Here is an 18,517-nt window from a genome sequence, read left to right on the forward strand (position 1 = left end):
CATCCGAATTCCAGTACGCCCTGGCAGGCGGGCAGGGAAGCACCCCGCCGGCAGACCGGGCAGTCGGCAGTGTCCGGCGCGGTGCCGCGCCGGACACTGCCCAGCGGCCGCTCCAGCCCTGCCCAGCAGATCAACATCCTTCTCGGGCTCGCCTTCCTGGCCGAGCACGCGGGCGAGGTGCAGCGCGACCGGCTGGCGCAGCACGCCGGACGGAGCCCGGCCACCGTCGGCGACTGCATGGCCTTCCTGTCGGACGTGGGGCTGGTGCGGGCCGGGCGGGGCCGGTACGCGGTCACCGACCACGGGCGGGCGTTCGCCCAGCTGTGGCCCAAGGACTCCGCCCGGGCTCGGCTGCTGCTGCGCCCGCTGCTGCAGGCGCACTGGTCCGCCGAGGCGGCGGACCAGCATCTGGCCGACGGACCCCTGCCGCAGGAGCAGCTGGCGAAGCGGCTGCGTGCGGGCCTGCCCGGGGTGCCGCTGCGCGGCATGTACCTGGTGGAGTGGCTCGTGATCGGCCTGGTCCTGGTCCGCGACGAACAACTGCGCATGCACCTCGCACCCCCCGACGGCGTGCCGCCCGCGGCCGTCCCGGAAGCCGGGCCAGGCAAGGACACGGCGCCGGAAGCGAAGGCGGAGCCACCTGCGCCACCGGAGCCGGACGAGCGGGACGAGCGGCAGGACGAGCGGGCGCCGGGTGAGGATCTGGCCGAAGGCGCCGCGGGCACCACCCTGCTCGGGCTGACCCGCAGGGAAGTCCAGGCCCTGCCCGACGCCCGGTACGCGGCCTTCCTCGAAGGCGTCCTGCTCAGCCTGCGCGGCGCCCTCGCACCCCCCGCCTGACCGCCGACGCCACCCGACAACAGCAGTGCGCCGTCCCGGCGTTGGCCGGGACGGCGCACACCCGGGGGTGGCGGCTGGTGTCCGCGTATGGCTTCTGGACCCGCACGCGGAGGGTTCGATCCCCTCGCCATCCACCCCGCACCGGCCAGCATGACATCCAGCCCCCGAAGGGAACCAGCACCCATGCCCAACACCCCGCTGCGCCCAGCACACTGAGCGAACGTCAGGGCGTACACCGAACGGACGAGCCTTTCACCACTTCGACGCCCTCGCGTTGCGGGCACCCGCAACCCTCCCCACGGTGGTGCATGTTCGCACCGCTCGTGTGGAGGTCGAAGTATGCCCCGCATCCCAGACCCGCCCGTCCCGCCGCCGTCCGGGCCCGGACCGGTGGCCGCGCCGATGGCGGGTGTCGGTCATGGCCGGTGAGGTCACGCTCACAGCCGCCGTCAGCCAGGTTCTGACTGCCTGGCAGGACCTGGCCGCGCGCGGCGAGATGTCCGAGCAGACCTTCGGCCGGTTCGGCCAACTCCTTCACCGCTTGGAGGCGTTCGCCACCGTGCGCGGCGCCCCACTGCTGACCGACCTCGATAGGGCCCTGGCCACGCAGTTCGTCGACGCGCACGGCCGCACCCGCCACGGGCACATCGCACCGGCCTCCCTGTCCACCCGGCACCTGCGCCGCAGTGTGCTGCGGATGTGCTTCGCCACCGCCCGCCGGCTCGGCCTGACCGACAGCGACCCCGCCCGCGACATCGACCTGCCGACGCGCACCGTCGGCGAGACCCGGCCCCTGGACGAGGCCGAGACGGTCGAACTGCGCCTGGCGGCGGAGTTCACCGACCGCCCCACCCGCCACGCCGCGGCGGCCGCCCTCGCGCTGGCGGGCGGCTTCAGCGGCGAGATCGGCCACATCACCCCCGCCGACCTCGACCTCACCGGCGTGCGGGTGTGGATGCACGGCTCGACCAAGACCCGGCCCCGCTGGTGCCCGCTGGACGCCTGGGCCATCCAGGTCCTGGCCGCCCGTGCCTACCACGTCCAGACCACCGCACCGCCCGGCCAGGACGTCCGACGGCTGCGGCTGGCGGTGTCGTCCCGCAACGGCACCGACGAGCAGATCCAGGCCCGGGTCTGCGTCGCCCTGCGCGACCTGATCAACCGCATCGGGCTCAGAGGCGACCCGGCTGTGCGCCCCGCCTCCATCACGGCCTACGCGGGCTGGGAGACCTTCACCCGTACCCGCCGCATCGAAGCCGCGGCCCGACACCTCGGCATGGGCTCCCTCGACAGCGCCGCCGCCCTCATCGGCCACGACTGGCAGCACACCACCGGCCCGGATGCCGCACCGAACGGAGACAGCCGAGATGCCTGACGACCTCTTCGGTGACCGCGTACCGCGCGCCAAGCGCAAGAAGACCGCCCGCCGGGCCTGCGAAGCCGACCTGCGCACCGCCTCCCGCCGGGTCAAGGACGTCGCCCGCTTCGAGGACCTCTACCGCCTCGCCGCCACCGTCGAATCGACGTCCGGGCCCCGCCCCGGCCGCCCGCCCGAGTACCCGCCCTATGTCTACGTCCTCTTCCTCGCCCTGCGCGGCATCCACGGCTCCGCCCGCTACTGCGCCGGCGACCTGCAGGACAAGACCGTCTGGAAGAAGATCCGCAAAGGCGTCGCCCACCACCTCGGCAAGGACGAGGCCAAACGCCTGCCCAAGACCGGGCCCTCCCGCCACCAGTGGCAGCACGCCCAGCGCAAGCTCCTCGTCCCCCGCCTGGAAGAACTCAACGACGCCTTCGCCAACCTCGCCCTCACCCAGGCTCTGCGCCAAGGACTGCTGCCCACCGACGCACGACGCTCCTGGAGCGGCCCTCAGCGTCACCAGCTGATCGCCGGAGACGGCACCGTCGCCAAGTCCCCGACCCTCTCCACCACCCCCTACAGCATCGACCCAACCACCGGCGAGATCCGCCGCCACCGCGTCGACCCCGCCTCCTCCTGGCAGAAGGAAGGCGGAGGCGACCGCGACGAGGACGACAAACCCACGGCGCCGGCCGAAGCGGACAGCGGCACGAGCGGCGGGGAGAAGGAGGGCGGGGGCGAAGAAGCGATGGTCCTGGGCACCAAGTTCGTGGTCTTCTCCACCCGGCACCGCGGCTACTTCCGACGCGTCTTCCTCAACTACCGCCACGTCCCCCACGACCAGGAGGGCGGCGAGGCCGCCGTCGCCCTCGACCTAGCCTGCGCCATCATCGACGAAGCCGAAGGCTGCATGGGCGTGCTCTACGACGGCGCCTTCCGCGGCATGCACCGTGACGTCATCGCCCGCCGCGGCCGCCTGCTGATCAACAAACAGCACAAAGGAGCCAAGCCCCGCTACATCCGCACCGTCAGCTACGGCCGCTGCCGCCACGAACTGTGGTCCAGCGGCGGACGCGTCCACGAACGCGCCTTCCTCGACGACGGCACCAGCACCCTGCTGCCCCTGCCCGTCCGCAGACTCGAACGACGCGCCAGCGCCCACAGCCACCGCTGGTACCACCTGCTCACGATCATCTGCCCCCGCGGCCCCCACGAACACCGAGAACCCGTCGGCGTCACCACCACCGCCGGAGAACGCGACGAAGGCCAGAGCGACGCCGAAACCGGCTTCCACCGCGCCGAGCACCTCCTCCAGATCCCCGACAACACAGCCGTCCACCAAACCCTCTACGGAGGCCGCGAAGACACCGAAGCAGGCTTCTCCCAGTTCGACCGCTCCCTCTGGAACCGCCGCATGATCGCCTTCGGCGCCGAAGCCCAGAGCCTCGTCGTCCTCGGCTTCCTCCTCGCCCAGAACGCCACCAGCGCCGCCCGCTACCAAGAAGACCCCACCTACTCCGACGCCGACGCGGAAGCCACAGACCTCAGCGACAGCGACTCCGAACCCCGGCGATCACTACCGAGCTGACACCTCAGCCTCGGGCCCCACCACCCCGCCCCGATCCGCTAACCTGTTGGGACCGCCCTCAGTGGCGGTCCCAACCCTTGCAGAAGCTTGGGCGAATGCTCACGCAGAGTATTCAGCCACGTTTTCCGCAAGGCCCGTTCTGCGCAGTCTGGCCGTTCGGGCCGCCGGTCTCGAAGAGGCCTTCGCGGACCTGGCGGTTGAAGGCCGGGACCTGGTACGTGATCCGCTGCCCGATCGGCACGGACCCGTGGTCGCCGTCGACGGCGAGGGACGGGAATCCGCCAGGGAGGGGATCGAGGGAGCGCCCGTTGCTGACCCAGAACTGGGTGGGGCCTTCGGTGATGACGCTGAAGCCGTCGCCGGGGCAGAAGGACCGATGGTGCTTGTTCCGGTAGTCGGCGCAGAGGTCGTGGTCTCCGCTGTCGTCGAAGAACTCCGGGTCGCCGTTGAAGAGTGCGACCGCCCGCCACAGCTGGTCTTCGACCGGCCCGTCGGGCGCGTCGTAGGCGTACACGGGCAGCATCGGGTGCTCAAGGCGGTACCCGGAGCGGTAGCCGGGGGCCATGTTGTGGAAGACGGTGACGCGCACGCGGGGAACCTTTCGAACGGGGACGGATCGGGAGGGCCGGTCAGCCGGCGTCGGCGGAGAAGCGGATGGCCGCGCGCTGTCCGCCGCGGCGGTCGCGGGCTCGGCGGGGACCGGCAGCGTGAGTGCCGCTGGCGCCGGACCGGCGGCGGTTCTGCACCGCCTCGACGCGCGCCAGGTTGCCCGAGGTGTTGTGCGGCTTGTGCTTACGCATGCTGCGGCTCCGATCTCTCCTGGTCGAGAGGCGATTCATAGCCCCTGATGTCTCTTAAGACTATACGTTCAAGGTCGAGTGAATGCAAGCCTTAAGAGACGCGGTTGGGTTGGGGTACTTCCTCGGGCCCCGCTGCGGGCGCTACTTCACCATGGCGCGGATCCTGGACAGCGTGCCCTCCGCCTTCTCCATCCGCGCCTTCATGCCCTCGAACCGCAGCCGCCAGTCGTCCGCCCGAGACTTCCAGTCGTTCGCCAGGGCCTGGGCGTCTGCGGCCTCGCGGCGGGCCGCGTCCCGCTGGGCGCGCATCTGTTCGGTGAGCTGCGCGCGCTCAACCAGTTCCCCCAGATTCAGCGATCCCAGGTCCCTGGTCGGAGGCGGCGCCGGCTTGCTCGGCTGGCGGCGCCGGGTGGCGGGCTCCGAGCGGTTCGCCGGGGCCGTGCCCGTCCGTCCGACCGGTCCCGACGGCTTGTGCGGCTTGCGCACCTCCGGCGCGGGCTTGGGCTTGTGCGCCTTGAGGTGCGGCCGGATGGAGTTCGGGTTCTGCGAGACGTAGTCGCAGTGGACGCACCCGTACCACTCGCTTTCGTCGGCCAGCAACAGATGCCGGATCTGGTCGAAGACCACGTTGACACCGGGGCGGCTGATCGGGGACTGGGCAGGCTCGTCGGCGACGACGGCGACGCCCTTCACGTGCGTTGCGGTCATGTGGAGGTCGTGGGTTCTTTCTCGGTCAAGGCGGCTTGTGGGCGCCGGAATCGGGGGTTGGGTTCAGGGCGGCGGCCGGTCCGCCGAGTCGCGGCGGACCGGCCGGGAACAGTCCGGGGGCGGGCCCCCGGACGGGAGATCACGCGGCGAGGGCGAGGGCCTCGTGCATGGCGCGCATCTTGAACGTGTTCTGCTCCAGCAGCGACCGGCGGATCCGGCCGTCCACCGTCTGGCGTCCGCCCCAGTCCGACAGCTCCCCGGCCGCCTCCACCAGCGCGCCCGCCGTCAGACCGACGCCCGCCATGGTGGAGCTGGCGAAGATGCCCCGCAGGACGTCCCGGCGCTCGTGGACGCGGCGGATGCGGTAGTCGTCCTCCTTCATCTCCGCCGCCTGCTCGGGCAGCTGCACCATGCGCTCGATGAACTGCTCACGCTGGGCCCGCGTGACGGGCATCCGGTGGAGGGCCTCGCGGTCCTTGAGGAAGCCGTCGAAGTCGCGGCGCAGCACGCTCACCAGGTGCCGGGCCTGCTCGATCTGGTCAAGTGCGCTCTTGGTGTGCTTGATCGTGTAGAAGTGGCCCGCCGCGCGGGAGCGCCTCATGGCGGCGTTCCACTGATTCGTGCACCACAGGCGCTCCGCGCTGCCCCACACCTTCAGGGACCCCTTGCCGTCGTGCGAGGCCTGGAAGCCGACCGTCAGGGTCCACGGCGAGGGGTCGCCCGCGAAGCCCCGCGCCTCCCTGGTCAACTCGATCAGCCCCATCACCGAACGGCCGCCCCGGAGTTCACGGAGCATGCGGACCTTCGCGCCGGGGGCCTCCATGACCGGGGCGATGATCCGGCCGAGCAGCGCGTGGTCGAGGACCTCGTACCCGGAGCGCGGGATGCCGAGGGTCGCCCAGGAGTCGTCCCTCACGATCTTCTTGTGGTCACCCTCGGTCTGGTAGACGGGGTTGCCCGACTCGTCGATGCCCTCCAGGATCGGGAGCCCGTCGGGGCCGGAGGCCAGGACCGGCGCAGCCACCGGCTCCCACGTCAGGCCGTAGTGGGCCCGCACAGCGCTCCAGGTCGGCAGCTCCAGGAGCGGGCCACCGGAGTCACCGCCGAGGTTGCGCTTGTCGGCGGGCTCCAGGTACGACGCGGCGGACGTCGACGCGTTCGAGCGGGGGGAGGCGGTCGTGCTGACGGTGCTGATCACGCAAGTCCTTTCGACAGGCCGCGACTCCATCGCAGCCTCTGCACAAGAGATTTCGGGGGGCTCCCCGAGCTGTCTCTTAAGACTCTACACACGGAAAGCTGGGCGTGCAAGTCTTAAGAGACGGAAATTTGGGACTCCCGCGACTGCCTCGCGCGCTCGCGGGGGGTGTCCGGTGAGAGCCTGGGCCTGGTCGCGCGGTCGGTCGTATTGAGCGCCGGGGGTGACTCGCTCGCCTCTGTGGCCGTCTCTTATGGCTTGCAGTGCAAGCTGCTTACGTGTATAGTCTTAAGAGTCGACGGGGGTGATCGACCCCGCTGACGCCGGACAGTGAGGAGCGGCCGATCCGCGCTCTCCGGCAGGCCCGTAGCTCAGTAGGTAGAGCGACCCCCAAGCCGGGGGAGGGAAGGGGTTCAACTCCCCTCGGGCCGCCACTGCTGGACGTAGCGCCCTGCTTCACCCGTCTCTATGAGAGGAATCTGTGCCCCGTCTGACCCGCCGCCAGAGGAACCACCTTGCTGACGTCGAGCACTACTTGCTCTTGATCGGCGCAGAACTGTCCAAGGATGAAGTCGTCGTGACGATGAAGTCGCACGGCACCACCACGGTCGAGTACCACAACGGCCATACGGACCAGTGGCTGGCACCGATCCGTCCGTCGTCCCACGCTTACGTCAATCACGCGCTCAGGGCCATCGAAGTGATGCTGAGCGAAGCCGCACCGAAGGGGGCGGGCCGGTGAGCTGCCAGGCCGTCGACGCTGCTGTCCGCCCGGCGGACGCCGCTGGGATGACCGAGTACGCCTTCGCTGTCGAACTGTCCGCCGTCGTACGGGTCAAGGCCTCCTCGTACCGCCGCGCGCTCGACGTGGTCAAGGCGATCGAGGCATACGACGTGAACGCCCCGCTCGCCCTGCTCGGTGAGTCTGCACTGCTGACGGAGGTGTCCCTGAGTCTTGAGGACGGCTGCCCGATCACGCTGTTCGAGAAGGGCGGGGAGCCGGCGTGAACTCCCGCGCCCCACCCGGTGTCGGCTGCCCTGCGACGCAACCCGCCTGATGTGCCCTCGCCTGCTCGCTGACCGAAGGAGATTGCCAGCTCATGCACGACGACAGGTCCACCGTGGCCGTGGACGTCCGGGCCGTCGAAGTCGACGGATACCCCGGCCTCGCACAGGTTCCGAGGGATCACCTGTTGCGCCTGGAGGAAGACACTCTCGGGATGAAGGCCGGCATGCTTCGCACTGATTGGACCTACAGCAAGGGTGCTTATCCCTGCTCGCTGCGCGACCTGGAGCCCTTGGGGGCCGACGTCGCCGATGCACTTATCGCTGCAGGCGCGCCCGTTCACGACGCCCGTCGCGCGCCCGGATGGCGGGGCGCCTTCCCCGTCCTCGTCCAGGGCCTGCGCCTGAGCGAGCTGCGCGCGGCCGTCACCGACATCGATCTGCCCGACGACGCGATCGTCGCCATCCGTGCCGCCGACTACCCGAGCCAGGGCATCGGCTCACCCGCGGACGTCCGCGTCGAGGTCGGCTACTACCAGCCCGACCCCGCCAGCGGCACCTCCGGCTGGGCCTTCGGCGGAGCCATCGACTACGCGGAGGATGGCGCCATCCCGGCCCACGTGCCCGCGCTGGTGCTCAAGCCGACCCACTGACCCGCCACCTCTGCGGGGCCCCACCGTCTCTTAAGACTTGACTCTCGGCGAATGTGTATGTATAGTCTTAAGAGTCAGCAAGGTTGTTGGGAAGGGATCACTCCATGACGCAGACCTCCGGTGAGACGGTTTTCGACCCGGCGGACGAGGCCGGGCAGATCGAGGTGCTGGAGGGCATGGCCCGGCGGCTGATCGCCGGGACGTTCTCGGCGGCCTTCACTCTGGACGCGGAGGGTCAGGCCCAGATGGTCGAGGCCCTCTACGCCCAGATCGGTCGCAAGGCGGCGGACATCATCCGGGCCCGCGCGCAGGCGAAGGCGCAGTAGTCGCCCGGCGGCGCCCGACCGGGCGCCGTCGCCCAATCCCAGAACCGCCACCCCCCGCCCGGCTGCCGGCCGTGGCTGAGAGGACACCTCTCGCGTGCCCCCGACGTGTCTGGTGCTCAGCAGCCATTCGGCAGCCGGCTGCCCGGACCCGCACGACACCACGCAACCCGGCACCCACGCGAAAGGAAGACCTTGCCCCTCCCTGACCACACCTCGCCGCCGGAGTCCGTCCCGCTGCTCATCGGCTCACAGGTCGAGGCGTTCGCCCTCGTAGTCCGGCGGCAGACCTGCGCGGAACTCGCCGAGGCGCTCCGCCGCGACGGCCAGGCGCTGGCCGCCGCCTTCGTGGAAGGCGACGGTGCTTGCACCGAGCTCACCCACTCGCTGTCCGCGATCCCGAAGGCGCCTACGTCGGAGCCAGAGCACGGGGCCGGCTGCCGGGCGTTCGCCTGCCAGTGCGGCTGCGACCGCGCTCAGGACTGTCAGGACTGCCACCGGTGCGCATGCTGGCGTTCGCAGTGCTGCGCGCACGTAGCCGAGGACCGGGTGCGCCGGGAGGAGCGCACGAGAGCGTTGCGGCAGCTCCTTGACAGTGTCGGTCTGACGATGCTCACCGAGCTGCGCGAGACCGCCGCCGAGGCAGAGGAAGCGCGACTGAGAGGCGCGATCGCGCGCCGCGTCCGCCTCCTGGCTCCGGGCGACGGCCGCCAGTACGAGACCGCCGTGTTCGACGCTGTCGACGCGAAGCTGTGCATGGGGCACGCCGACTACAGCGAGCGCGACGTGGCGCTCTACGCCGCCGGTCAGGAAGACCCGAACGAAATCGTCGACCTGGACGACGCCGTACTCTCCAGCGCGCTCGGTGCCCTCGCTGAACTGCTGCGTCCGGAGGAGGGAGCACAGCTCACCGTCGACCTTGACCACGAGTTGGACGAGGACCGCCGCACCGCGGAAGCCTCCTCCGCGTCATCACCCAAGATCTGCCTGCCGTTCTGTGCGTTTTGCCGACGAGCACTGGTGAGCCCCTCCTCCCCCGGAGAGACCGAACCGTACTTCGACCTGGAACCCGGCGAGGAACCCCCGCCGTGCGCACCTGGCCACAACCACGAGACCGTCATCTGGGCCGACGTGGCCGAAGCGGACGCCGGATGCGACCTGCCCCTCACCGAGAACGGACACGCCTGATGCGCCTTGCTGACCTGCCCCAGGGAGTCATCATCATGACCGGCTCCGTCGTCACCGCCGTCGAGGCCCGCGAACTGCGGGAGGGCGACATCCTCTCCGTCGGCGGCACCACGGTCACCGTGACCGGAACCGATCACCACGACCTCCCGGGCATGACCCGCATCCCCGTCAGCTACCACCCGTACGACACCGAGACCGTCCGCTCCGAGCGGTGGACCCTGCCCGCGACCACCCGTCTCACCCCGCGCCAGCTGCTGCGCAGCGAGCGCGTCGACTGCATGGCGTGCGAGCCCGGCACCAACAGCCACGACGTCCTGGTCGACCGCGTGACCGAGGGCTGGGTCCAGTCCTGGGTGTGCGACGCGCACCTTCAGATGTAGCAGGGCTCGGCCCGACCTGACCGATCTGAGACGCCGGGCACACCCTCACTACCGGAACGGAACCCATGTCCACGCTCCGCGGCGGCGAGCGCTACCTCGTATCCTGCGAAACCGCTCTGGCCCACAGGGACTATCGGGAGGACTGTCTCCCGGCTCGGAGGAGCGCCGTCCTCGCTACAGTGACCCGGAGGCCTGCCGGCTCGTGCCCCGTGGCTGGCGCGGTTGATGAAGTGGAGCACCCCCTGGTGAGTTTGCAGACTGGAGCCCGGTGGTGGGCGTTCATCGACGACCGGCTCGACGAGCGGATGCACGCGCAGTATCCCGAGGGCCGCGACGCCTACCATGCCGACTGGCGTGCCGCCCACTCACTGATGCAGAACCATGCCCACGCTGTCGCACGAGGTGATGACGACCAGGCCGATCGGCTCATTCAGCAGATGCGCGAAGTCGCCGCCGACTGGGACGGTCACCCTGACCACCCCGACCACGCTGTCGCGTAACCGTCGCACCCGGAGCCGTAGAGCCAGCCGCTACACGCAGCTCCGGCTCCCAGTGACACCGGAAGGCCATGATGACCAGCAGTGAATACTGGCGTGCTCTGCTCCACGAGACCAACGTCGTCGAACAGCTCAGCAACAAACTGACGGGTCAAGCCATCCACAACGGCGCCATCGATGCCCAGTTGCAGCGCCAGTACCTCGTCCGCCGGGCCGCCCTCGCGGACCGGGCCGACTCTCTCCAACGGGCAACCGGCTTCGCCATCACCAGCGAAGTCGACGCCGATCTCGCGGCCCGTCACCTCCTCGACTGGGATCGCGAACACCACACCGGGCAGGGGACCGTCCCGGCCGCCGCCGCACGGTGGGACGCCGACCCCCGCGGCTACGTCCACCAGGAACACGCCAGCCTGTGCCGCGACGACCAGCTTGACGACCCCGACGCGGCGCGGCCCCGCACCTGACCGCGACCGACTTCGGCCTCCCGGAGTTGCTGACAAGGGGCGAGGCGGCAGCGGCCATTCCGGAGCTTTCCGCATTCCGGTGATGGCCGCTGCGGCCGTGAACGCGGCGGGGGCGAATGCCTCGTCGGGGTGGTAGCCGAGCAGGTATCCGATCTGGGCGCCGCGGTGCCGCCCGTGCTGGCGAGCAACGCCTACAGCTGGGTGTAGCCCTCGGAATCGCCGCAGGCCTCTCTCGTGTAGTTCCCCGGCTCCGTCAGCGTCTTCGACGACTTGCGCCAGTTCCTCCCAAAGTCCACTGATGGTGCCTCGTCAGGTGGCTGGGTAAGCGACCGGAAGTCAACTAGTTGACTCTTAAGACTTGCATTCACGTGAGTCGTCGATGTAGAGTTTTAAGAGACGTCATCGGCGATCTGCTCCCACCATGCGCACAAGTAGCACCGCGGAAGGACCCGCGTCCGACCGGAGACTCCAGCCCGGACGCGGCCCAGCCCTGCACAGCCCCCGACGAGGAGAGATGACCACCACCCGTACCGCCGCCGACCGCGTCGCCGCGATCCGCGCGGAATACGCCGCGATCGGCGAGCCGCTCGATGACCTGTCCGACCTCGACGTGCTGAATCGCGCCTACGACGCCGTCCAGCGCGAGCAGATCACCACCCGCGACCGGTACATGGGCCTGCTCACCTCCCTGCGCCGACACGACGACTCCGTACGCCGCACCGTGGCGGCCGAGCTGGCCGGCCGCGCCGACCTGGTCGTCGCGCAGGCCCTTGAACGCCGCGCACAGGCAATGGTCGCCGTCCTGGCCGCGGTGGAGGTCCTCCCGGAACGCCCCGGACGGGACCGAGTGGCCCTGCTCAAGGAGATCGCGCGGCGCACCCGGCACGCCATCAGCCTGCTCGCCGACCACCCCCGCGAGCAGCAGTGGCGGCCGGACGCCAACCGCAGCCTCGTGCACAACGCCCGAAGCGTGCTCGGCGTGCTGCGCGAGCGTGACGGCGTCCCGGCGAGCGAGGTGATCCGGCTGGTCGACGAGGCCCTCGCCCCTGACGGCAATCTGTCCGACCTCTTCGACGTCGCCGACCGGCACCCGCGCCAGCCGCGCCAGGGTGAGGGGCCCGCCTTCGCCGGGCCGCACTGGTTCGACCGCAAGAGCTTCTACGCCTACGAGCCGACCGACCAGGCACGGGTCGTGGCATTCCGCCTCGGCGAGGACTGGCACCTCGACGTGTGCACGAGCGACGGACGGCTGCTCGCCTACGGGACGGTGCCGGAGCGCGAAGTGGCCCATCTCGCCCCGGAACTGGTCGCACGCGCCGCGGCATGGGAAAGGGCTTCCTCCGGCTACGCCTGGCAGCGGTTCACCGCCACGGAGGAGGACGTCAGGAACGGCTGAGGCGCACGCCGGCGGTCTGGATGTAGTACGACCGCGCGGGTCGCTGCTCGTCATCTCCTCATGGACGTGGCGGTGCATTGGGGCTCCGGGCCGCTAGGCTGCGTCGAGCCTTGCAATACACGATGTTTCCGGCGGTGGAAATGCCTCGCGGCGCGGTGCACTCGATCTGGATCGCGGTCGACGACAAGATTCCCCAGCAGGTCAAGGACGTCACAGAGGGGCACAAGAAGCTTCGCGCCCGGCGGTCGGCCGACCCGCGCTGGAGCACGCTCGGACTGCGCGGCACAGAGGCCAAAACTCGCCGCGCGCAGTGGCGGACCGAGGTCCAACGCCTGCGTCTTGCCGGTGAACTGCTCGACACTGTCGACGTCCTCGTCGAGTACGGCGTCCGAGAGGAACTCGCTGCCCGAGGCTGGGACCATGAATGGGACCCGGCGCCCGAGGAGGCCTGGGAACAGGGCCGGTGGCCCGGCTCACGCGACCGGGGCCTCGCCGGATACCCCGACCGCCTCTCCGCCCGTCTCGACGGCGACCTCGTCGCCCTTGCCGTCGCAGCCTGCTGGTGGACATCCGCGCCGGCCATCGAACTGCTGCACGCCTGGCGCGACCGCAACCCCGGCATCACTCCGCCTCGCTACGAGCTCGACGAGGAGGGCCGCAGACGGCTTGGCGGCCCACTCGCTGAGTACGCCCGCCTCTCCGACCAGATCACCACCACCGGCGCTATCTGGCGCGCTGGAGTCACACGCGGACTCGCCCAGGCCCGTACGGCCATCCCCGCACAGCAGACGGCCGACGGTGCAACCACGTCGGACTGAACAGGGACCACCAACTGCACCGCCGTGTCTGCCCTTCCAGGCGGGTGACGCCCCAACTCGACACGCCTTCTCTGTCGACCCACTCCAAGTTGCCTCTTAAGGCTTCCATTTGCGCACCTCTCGGTGTATAGTCTTAAGAGACGTTAGCGCTTGCGCGTCTCATCCGGTCCGGCAACGTGAACAGGAGAAACCCGCCGCATGACCTTGCCTTTGCCTGACGGATTCAGCCACTACGACTGGATGGAACTCCTCGGCTTCACCTGGAAGATCGCGAGCGAGGGCTACGAGTACGCCGCCGAGAACTACCCCCCGAGCTTCGAGGGCAAGGCGTTGAAGGCCATCGCCGAGGACGACGACCCGCGCCCGCTGAAGCAGCTGGTTCGCGACCACGAGCAGGCGCTGGAGTCCTGGCAGGAACAGATCGGCTGGGAGCAGGTCGACCAGCTGTGGACCGCGCACATGCGCGAGGAGAAGGAGCGCAGGGAGAGGCACCTGCTTTGGGCCCTGCACCCGGGAGGCGACTGGGACGGTGGCGCCTACTCCGCCGCCTACGAGAGCCGTGAGCAGGCCCTGGAGGGCATCAAGCAGCAGAATGAACTCGCTGCGGCCTATGCGCATTTCGTGCCGTTCAGGGGGCGGGTGCTGCACCGCAGTGAGCCGGGCGGCGACTGGACCGAGGTCCCGCTCGAACCGTCCCCGTGAGCATCGGCCGGGCACACCGGCCGGTCGGCCGCCTCAGGACGTCTTCCCGGCTCTGAACCTCTGGCATGTCGGCGAATAAGCTGGCCAACTCGGAACTCGTGATCAGGGGGGAGACACATGGACTTGTCCATCGGTGGCCCGTACTACGCCGCCGTCGTACTCGCCATAGCCACGGCGCTTGCTGTGCTGATCTCGGCAATATCCGGCCACCGCCACGGCAACCCCACCGCCGGCCTGCCGATACTCCTCCTCGGCCTAATCGCGGCCGAGGGCCCGGCCTCTTACGGGGCGTTCGTGGACGGCGATCTCGATACGGACCTGGCTGGGCCTGTGGAGGGCGGCCTGCTCGGCTTCGGCGTCGGGGCCGTGGCTGGCCTGATCATCGTCGTGCTGCTGGTCGCCCACTGGGCGCGGCGCAACGATGGGGAGCAATAACGGACAGCTCTGATCGACCACCGTCAGCACAAGACTGACGACGGGGTTCGCACCGTCTACATGCTCCATGCGGACGGGTCCTGGGCCCGCGCCACAGCTGCGGGACGCCGGGAATCGCCAACCGTGCATCAGGGCGGGCCGCGGCGGCTGTGGGACGAACTTGAGCGCATCCGCACGTGGCTCGCAGTAGACGGCGACCTCCCCGTCCGGGGCGCCACGGTGACCATCACCCCCGACGGGGCGGTCACGTTCTCGCGTAAGGGCTGGTCGGCCACCATCACCTAAGCCACCGGGCAGGATGTTCAAATGCTCAGCGCCTCCGTTGCCTGGCCTGGCGTCCCCCGAACGATGCCCGCTGACCGGGCCGCCGTGCGCCGCGGAAGGCGCCTGGCCGCCTGACCCCCGCAGACGGACCCGCGCCGGGAGCGCGCGGCTCGGGGTACGGACGGTGGGGTCACCAGTCTTCCGTGTCGTCGCCCGACTCGAGGTCGAGCAGGCCGAGTAGGCGGGAATCGGCTTGCTCGGCCGCTCGGAGCAGCCAGTCGAAGGTGCGTACCTCGATCCTGCTGTCGGTGAACAGGCGGCGCCGCACCTGTGCGGAGTCCTCGGTGTCGTCCTCCCGCCCGATGATGATCAGCCCGCGGGCGTCGGCGGTGATGCCCGGCAGGCTCAGTCCGTTGTCTACCCGTGGAGTGCGCGCCTGGAGGAGGTTGGTCGATAGCCACTCCCGCCAGTCGCGAATCTGATCGACGGCGTGACGGAGAGTGGGAGACTCGCGTCCGCTGCCCCGGTTGGTCAGCCTCGCGTTCGGGCTCTCCAGCTCCACGAGCACCCACTGCAGGCCCGCGGAGGTGCGGCCGGCAATGAGGAAATCGGCCCGGTAGTGGTTGCCGAACCCCACTTCCGGTCTCACCCAGGTGCCGTGGTTGCCCGTGAGGACATGTCCGAGCAGGGCGGGATGACGCTGCAGGACCTCCTGGAGATCGCGTTCGGCCGTCGCCGTCTCCAAGGTCTCGCGCAAGGCCTCCCGTTCTGCCAGCGAGGGCCCGCGAGTGACCTGCCAGGGCCGCAGCAGGGCGAGTTCCCGGCTGGTCACCCGCCCCGGGCGGGGATCGCGGGCAAGCGCCTCCTCGCGCGCCTTGCGTACGAGGTCGGCATGGTGGGGCGCGTCCTGTTTGACCAGGCTCGTGACGCGGTGCGGCCGCGCCCCGCGGCCCCGGCCCCCGCGGAAGTTGAGGCGGCCGCTGTTGCTGATCGAGGCGATGATGTCGTGCTGGACCTGTTCAGAGCCTCGCTCCCCGGGAGTGATCGCAATATCGCCCGGCTCGGGTGACAGCCGCTCGAGATGGATCACCGACCGGTGCGCCCAGGCCACTTCGAGCCACGCCTCCAGGATGTCCCGGTGGTCGATCAAGTCCTGCGGCGGGACCTCGATGGCGGCCTCACCTGCGACGAGTTCGAGGTAGCCGTACTCCTCCTCGTCGATCGGCTGCGCCCTCTTCAGGAGCAGCGGTCCGGTGAGGTGAGCGCGAAGAAGTGCGGCCGCGACCGGCATCGGCGTGCCGGGCGCGAGCGCCACGCCCAGGGCGTCGGCGAGGTCCCGCTGTGCCGGGGTGAACTCGCCGCTGAGCTCCCGAAGGTGTGCCGCCACCTTCTTCCAGTCCGTCTCGGCCACCGGCGCCCGTCCCTTCTGTCGGTCCGCCCTGCCCCGATCGCAGACGGCCTGCCTGGGTGAAGTGTGTCGCGAAGTGCCCTTAGCCGCGTGCCGGTTTGGCCGGCACGCGCTGCCGGGTCGGCTCGCCTCAGGTCATCGCCGGCGCAGGTCGATGCCGCGCTCGGCGGCCAGGGCCAGCAGGGCGGTGACCGTCGTGCCCTCGCGCAGCCGGCGGCGAACCTGCCGGCCGTCCAGGACGACATCGAGGGCGGCGGGCCCGATGCCGAGGGCCCGGCACGCCCGTGCGGCCGCGGCGCCGTCCACGCCCAGGGCCCTCATCCAGGTCTCCAGCTCCGGGGCTGTCAGCTTGAGCGCGTCCCAGGCGGTCGTGCGCTCGCGGAGCTGGTGGTGGCGAAGCCCGGGCGCGAGCTGGGCGATGAGCCGCATCACGCGGGAGCGTTCCACGGCGCGGGAGGCGGCGGAGCCTCGCTGCTGCGGGGTGTTGCCGGGCGCCGTTTCCGTCGGCGAGGCAGGCCGCGGCTCCGTCTTCGTCTGCTGGGGGCGTCGGCGCAGGACGCGTCGCAGTTCCGGTCCGAGGTCGAGGCCTTCGCGGGCGGCGATGGCCTGGGCGTCGGGCGTGCGTCGACGCGTGCCTCGGGCGAGGTCCGCGGGAGAAGGAACGGGGGTCGGGCTGGTGCGCAGGAAGTTCCAGATCGCGGTGAGTTCGGGGTCGGTGAAGCGCGGCTCGGCCACGGGGTTGCCTCCGGTTCGGCGGTTTTCGGGCATGCAAAAGGGCCCCGTGCCGACGGCAGCGAGGCCCTGTGTAAGGGGTCGTGGTGGGGAAAGGGGGGAGCCGGGCCGCAAGGGTTCAGCGGCGGCAGCGGTCGGGCGGCTCCTTCAGATGGGTCACAGCCCGCACAACGCGGCCAGCGTAGCCATTTTTCGCGGCAGCGCCCGCGTTTTGATCAAATCCGCAGGTCACAGCTATGCGCCGTCAGACGTTCGACGGCGTGTTGTTCGCGTCCGATGGTGGGCTGGTGTCAGGTGGCGTGGCTGGTCTGGTCGTAGGGTTGGTGGACTTCGCGTGCGGCGAGGAAGCCGCGAACCTCCGCTACCTGAGCGGGTTTTGCCCTCGTGGGGTTCCACAGCCGTACGCAGGTGGTCCCGGTGAGGGCGTGGGTGCGGCCGTCGAGCGTGAGGCAGCCGGCCGGGTGGGGAAGCCCAGCGGTCCAGCTGCCTGGGCCGGTCTCGTACTCCCAGATCAGGGCGCGGGCGACGATGCCGGTGAGGGGGTGGTCGCGGTAGTAGCGGGCCCACTCGGCGTACGGCCACAGGCGGTTCTCCTCCCGCAGGGCGTACAGGCGCCGGCGCTCGGCGCTCAGGGTGTCTTCGATCGCGCGGGCCAGCCGTCGGGTCACGTCGACGTTGTGCGACAGGTACTTGGTCTTAAAGCCGGTGGGTGAGCGGAAGGGCGTGGTGGTGCGGGTGACGGTTCCTCCATCGTCGACGTCGGTCCAGTCGACCGTGACGCGGCCGGTGTCGGAGATGGTGATGAGGGCTTCGTAGGGGATGTTGAGCCAGACGGCTCCGCGGCCGATCCATCCCAGCCGCAGGGTGCCGTCCGCGTCGACGCCGTGGGTGAGGACCGTCCGTTCCTGGAGCTGGTGGGGCGGGACGCCGATGCGGGTGGCGGTCTTCTTGACCATCTTGGCCAGGTGCCGGTGGGAGTGGGCGCCGGGCTGGACTTCGCGGTGCAGTGTCCAGAGGGCTTCCATGGCCGACAGGTCGGCGAGTGCGGTGAAGACGGCTCCGGAGAGGTCGTCGTCGCGCTTGTAGTAGCCGTCGAGGACGAAGGCGTTCTTGCGTGCCACCGTCAGCAGGTCGGCGACCAGATCCTCGAGCTCGGCCGGTGACGCCCCGCGGGCCAGGTATCCGGCGGCCAGGGCGAAGCCGTTGGCCAGGTCACGGGTGGGGGTTCGGTCGGACTTGGCCCACAGGTCCTGCCTGGTGACGTTGGGGTCGGTGCAGTCGTGCAGCGATCCGTCGGCCGCCAGGGCCCGTATCGCCTCCGTCACCAGCTCCCGGGCGCCGTCCGTCTTCAGCAACGCCTTCGTCTGCCGCTTCCAGGTGGCGTCGACCTTGTAGTGCCAGTCCCAGAAGGTTCCGGCCTGCCCGAGGTGGAGTACCAACTCGGTCAGCTCCGGCGGCAGATGGGTCACCCGATCCCTGATCCGCTCCGCCCAACCGTTGCCGCGTTCCAGCAGATCATCCACACGTTCAGCCATACCGTGATCTTGGCAGGCAGCACTGACAGGCCCGGAGTGTCGGTGGCCAACGCCGCTTGCTGGCGGGTGCGTTGAGCGGCGCTCGTGAACCATGGCCGTGTCCTCCTGACGGCGTTGTCACACCGGGCCGCTACGGTTCGGCCATGGCCGTGCACACCTCGGGTCCGAACGGACTCGTCCCCGTACACATCGCTGTCCACGACCCCGCCCAGATGGAAGAGACCGA

The 18,517-nt window shown here is 70.1% G+C and carries 23 protein-coding genes and 1 tRNA gene; 17 read left to right on the forward strand and 7 right to left on the reverse strand.

Features of this window, described 5'->3' with window-relative positions:
* Positions 1–81 precede the first annotated feature (81 nt).
* The 3 genes from SZN_RS04730 (at position 82) to SZN_RS04740 (ending at position 3,788) form a co-directional block, all read left to right on the forward strand.
* On the forward strand, positions 82–840 hold the full coding sequence (locus SZN_RS04730; RefSeq protein WP_139063524.1) for a hypothetical protein: 759 nt from the start codon (positions 82–84) through the stop codon (positions 838–840).
* 418 nt (positions 841–1,258) lie between these two features.
* On the forward strand, positions 1,259–2,215 hold the full coding sequence (locus SZN_RS04735; RefSeq protein WP_007491895.1) for a hypothetical protein: 957 nt from the start codon (positions 1,259–1,261) through the stop codon (positions 2,213–2,215).
* The gene (locus tag SZN_RS04740) at positions 2,208–3,788 is read left to right on the forward strand and encodes a hypothetical protein (protein ID WP_007491896.1); all 1,581 of its coding nucleotides are present in this window, start codon (positions 2,208–2,210) and stop codon (positions 3,786–3,788) included. Before SZN_RS04735 ends, SZN_RS04740 begins: the two co-directional genes overlap by 8 nt.
* Before the next feature lie 112 nt (positions 3,789–3,900).
* Here SZN_RS04740 and SZN_RS04745 read toward each other — a convergent pair whose 3' ends face one another.
* The 4 genes from SZN_RS04745 to SZN_RS04755 form a co-directional block, all read right to left on the reverse strand.
* Complete coding sequence (locus tag SZN_RS04745; protein ID WP_007491898.1) at positions 3,901–4,377, reverse strand: hypothetical protein; 477 nt, start codon at positions 4,375–4,377, stop codon at positions 3,901–3,903.
* 40 nt (positions 4,378–4,417) lie between these two features.
* Positions 4,418–4,588, reverse strand: a complete 171-nt coding sequence (locus SZN_RS41245; protein WP_007491901.1) for a hypothetical protein — start codon at positions 4,586–4,588, stop codon at positions 4,418–4,420.
* 141 nt (positions 4,589–4,729) lie between these two features.
* Positions 4,730–5,296, reverse strand: a complete 567-nt coding sequence (locus SZN_RS04750; protein ID WP_007491903.1) for a C2H2-type zinc finger protein — start codon at positions 5,294–5,296, stop codon at positions 4,730–4,732.
* Between the two features lie 139 nt (positions 5,297–5,435).
* Complete coding sequence (locus tag SZN_RS04755) at positions 5,436–6,494, reverse strand: DUF932 domain-containing protein (protein ID WP_007491905.1); 1,059 nt, start codon at positions 6,492–6,494, stop codon at positions 5,436–5,438.
* A 358-nt stretch (positions 6,495–6,852) separates the two neighbouring features.
* Between SZN_RS04755 and SZN_RS04760 the strand changes: the two genes are divergently transcribed.
* The 14 genes from SZN_RS04760 to SZN_RS43335 all read left to right on the forward strand — a co-directional run bounded on the left by SZN_RS04760 (position 6,853) and on the right by SZN_RS43335 (position 14,637).
* A tRNA-Ala gene (locus SZN_RS04760) sits at positions 6,853–6,925 on the forward strand.
* Positions 6,926–6,972: 47 nt separating this feature from the next.
* Positions 6,973–7,233 (forward strand): hypothetical protein, encoded by a 261-nt coding sequence (locus SZN_RS04765; RefSeq protein WP_007491907.1) that lies wholly within the window; start codon positions 6,973–6,975, stop codon positions 7,231–7,233.
* Entirely contained in the window at positions 7,230–7,499 is a 270-nt protein-coding gene (locus tag SZN_RS04770; RefSeq protein ID WP_139063525.1) for a hypothetical protein, read from the forward strand. The genes SZN_RS04765 and SZN_RS04770 overlap by 4 nt, the downstream gene beginning before the upstream one ends.
* A gap of 92 nt (positions 7,500–7,591) precedes the next feature.
* Positions 7,592–8,149 carry a hypothetical protein gene (locus tag SZN_RS04775; protein ID WP_007491911.1) on the forward strand — a complete coding sequence of 186 codons (558 nt, stop codon included), beginning with the start codon at positions 7,592–7,594 and terminating at the stop codon, positions 8,147–8,149.
* 104 nt (positions 8,150–8,253) lie between these two features.
* Complete coding sequence (locus tag SZN_RS04780) at positions 8,254–8,475, forward strand: hypothetical protein (protein WP_007491912.1); 222 nt, start codon at positions 8,254–8,256, stop codon at positions 8,473–8,475.
* 192 nt (positions 8,476–8,667) lie between these two features.
* Entirely contained in the window at positions 8,668–9,660 is a 993-nt protein-coding gene (locus SZN_RS41250) for a hypothetical protein (RefSeq protein ID WP_167546283.1), read from the forward strand.
* A gap of 35 nt (positions 9,661–9,695) precedes the next feature.
* Positions 9,696–10,040 (forward strand): hypothetical protein, encoded by a 345-nt coding sequence (locus tag SZN_RS04790; RefSeq protein WP_043728288.1) that lies wholly within the window; start codon positions 9,696–9,698, stop codon positions 10,038–10,040.
* Between the two features lie 245 nt (positions 10,041–10,285).
* Positions 10,286–10,540 (forward strand): hypothetical protein, encoded by a 255-nt coding sequence (locus tag SZN_RS40830; protein ID WP_139063526.1) that lies wholly within the window; start codon positions 10,286–10,288, stop codon positions 10,538–10,540.
* 71 nt (positions 10,541–10,611) lie between these two features.
* Positions 10,612–11,001 carry a hypothetical protein gene (locus SZN_RS04800; RefSeq protein ID WP_043728295.1) on the forward strand — a complete coding sequence of 130 codons (390 nt, stop codon included), beginning with the start codon at positions 10,612–10,614 and terminating at the stop codon, positions 10,999–11,001.
* 514 nt (positions 11,002–11,515) lie between these two features.
* Entirely contained in the window at positions 11,516–12,397 is an 882-nt protein-coding gene (locus SZN_RS04805; RefSeq protein WP_007491921.1) for a hypothetical protein, read from the forward strand.
* Between the two features lie 140 nt (positions 12,398–12,537).
* The gene (locus tag SZN_RS04810) at positions 12,538–13,215 is read left to right on the forward strand and encodes a hypothetical protein (RefSeq protein WP_007491922.1); all 678 of its coding nucleotides are present in this window, start codon (positions 12,538–12,540) and stop codon (positions 13,213–13,215) included.
* Positions 13,216–13,413: 198 nt separating this feature from the next.
* Positions 13,414–13,917, forward strand: a complete 504-nt coding sequence (locus SZN_RS04815; protein WP_043728168.1) for a hypothetical protein — start codon at positions 13,414–13,416, stop codon at positions 13,915–13,917.
* Between the two features lie 117 nt (positions 13,918–14,034).
* Positions 14,035–14,352, forward strand: coding sequence for a hypothetical protein (locus tag SZN_RS04820; protein ID WP_007491924.1), 318 nt, complete (start codon positions 14,035–14,037; stop codon positions 14,350–14,352).
* Between the two features lie 123 nt (positions 14,353–14,475).
* The gene (locus tag SZN_RS43335) at positions 14,476–14,637 is read left to right on the forward strand and encodes a hypothetical protein (protein WP_007491925.1); all 162 of its coding nucleotides are present in this window, start codon (positions 14,476–14,478) and stop codon (positions 14,635–14,637) included.
* 169 nt (positions 14,638–14,806) lie between these two features.
* Here the strand turns inward: SZN_RS43335 and SZN_RS04825 are convergent, their stop codons facing one another.
* From SZN_RS04825 to SZN_RS04835, 3 genes are all read right to left on the reverse strand, one after another.
* Positions 14,807–16,027 carry a Shedu immune nuclease family protein gene (locus SZN_RS04825; RefSeq protein ID WP_007491926.1) on the reverse strand — a complete coding sequence of 407 codons (1,221 nt, stop codon included), beginning with the start codon at positions 16,025–16,027 and terminating at the stop codon, positions 14,807–14,809.
* A gap of 132 nt (positions 16,028–16,159) precedes the next feature.
* Positions 16,160–16,759, reverse strand: coding sequence for a hypothetical protein (locus tag SZN_RS41870; RefSeq protein ID WP_007491927.1), 600 nt, complete (start codon positions 16,757–16,759; stop codon positions 16,160–16,162).
* A 287-nt stretch (positions 16,760–17,046) separates the two neighbouring features.
* Positions 17,047–18,291 carry a DUF4132 domain-containing protein gene (locus tag SZN_RS04835; RefSeq protein WP_007491936.1) on the reverse strand — a complete coding sequence of 415 codons (1,245 nt, stop codon included), beginning with the start codon at positions 18,289–18,291 and terminating at the stop codon, positions 17,047–17,049.
* Positions 18,292–18,517 lie beyond the last annotated feature (226 nt).

The organism is Streptomyces zinciresistens K42 (assembly GCF_000225525.1).
GTDB classification, from domain to species: Bacteria; Actinomycetota; Actinomycetes; order Streptomycetales; family Streptomycetaceae; genus Streptomyces; species Streptomyces zinciresistens.

Bases quoted from the DNA above. Each gene is read 5' to 3' on its own strand.
- SZN_RS04735 (WP_007491895.1), top strand. From the start codon at position 1,259: ATGGCCGGTGAGGTCACGCTCACAGCCGCCGTCAGCCAGGTTCTGACT.
- SZN_RS04740 (WP_007491896.1), top strand. From the start codon at position 2,208: ATGCCTGACGACCTCTTCGGTGACCGCGTACCGCGCGCCAAGCGCAAG.
- SZN_RS41245 (WP_007491901.1), bottom strand. From the start codon at position 4,588: ATGCGTAAGCACAAGCCGCACAACACCTCGGGCAACCTGGCGCGCGTC.
- SZN_RS04750 (WP_007491903.1), bottom strand. From the start codon at position 5,296: ATGACCGCAACGCACGTGAAGGGCGTCGCCGTCGTCGCCGACGAGCCT.
- SZN_RS04775 (WP_007491911.1), top strand. From the start codon at position 7,592: ATGCACGACGACAGGTCCACCGTGGCCGTGGACGTCCGGGCCGTCGAA.
- SZN_RS04780 (WP_007491912.1), top strand. From the start codon at position 8,254: ATGACGCAGACCTCCGGTGAGACGGTTTTCGACCCGGCGGACGAGGCC.
- SZN_RS04790 (WP_043728288.1), top strand. From the start codon at position 9,696: ATGACCGGCTCCGTCGTCACCGCCGTCGAGGCCCGCGAACTGCGGGAG.
- SZN_RS04800 (WP_043728295.1), top strand. From the start codon at position 10,612: ATGACCAGCAGTGAATACTGGCGTGCTCTGCTCCACGAGACCAACGTC.
- SZN_RS04805 (WP_007491921.1), top strand. From the start codon at position 11,516: ATGACCACCACCCGTACCGCCGCCGACCGCGTCGCCGCGATCCGCGCG.
- SZN_RS04810 (WP_007491922.1), top strand. From the start codon at position 12,538: ATGCCTCGCGGCGCGGTGCACTCGATCTGGATCGCGGTCGACGACAAG.
- SZN_RS04815 (WP_043728168.1), top strand. From the start codon at position 13,414: ATGACCTTGCCTTTGCCTGACGGATTCAGCCACTACGACTGGATGGAA.
- SZN_RS04820 (WP_007491924.1), top strand. From the start codon at position 14,035: ATGGACTTGTCCATCGGTGGCCCGTACTACGCCGCCGTCGTACTCGCC.
- SZN_RS04835 (WP_007491936.1), bottom strand. From the start codon at position 18,291: ATGGCTGAACGTGTGGATGATCTGCTGGAACGCGGCAACGGTTGGGCG.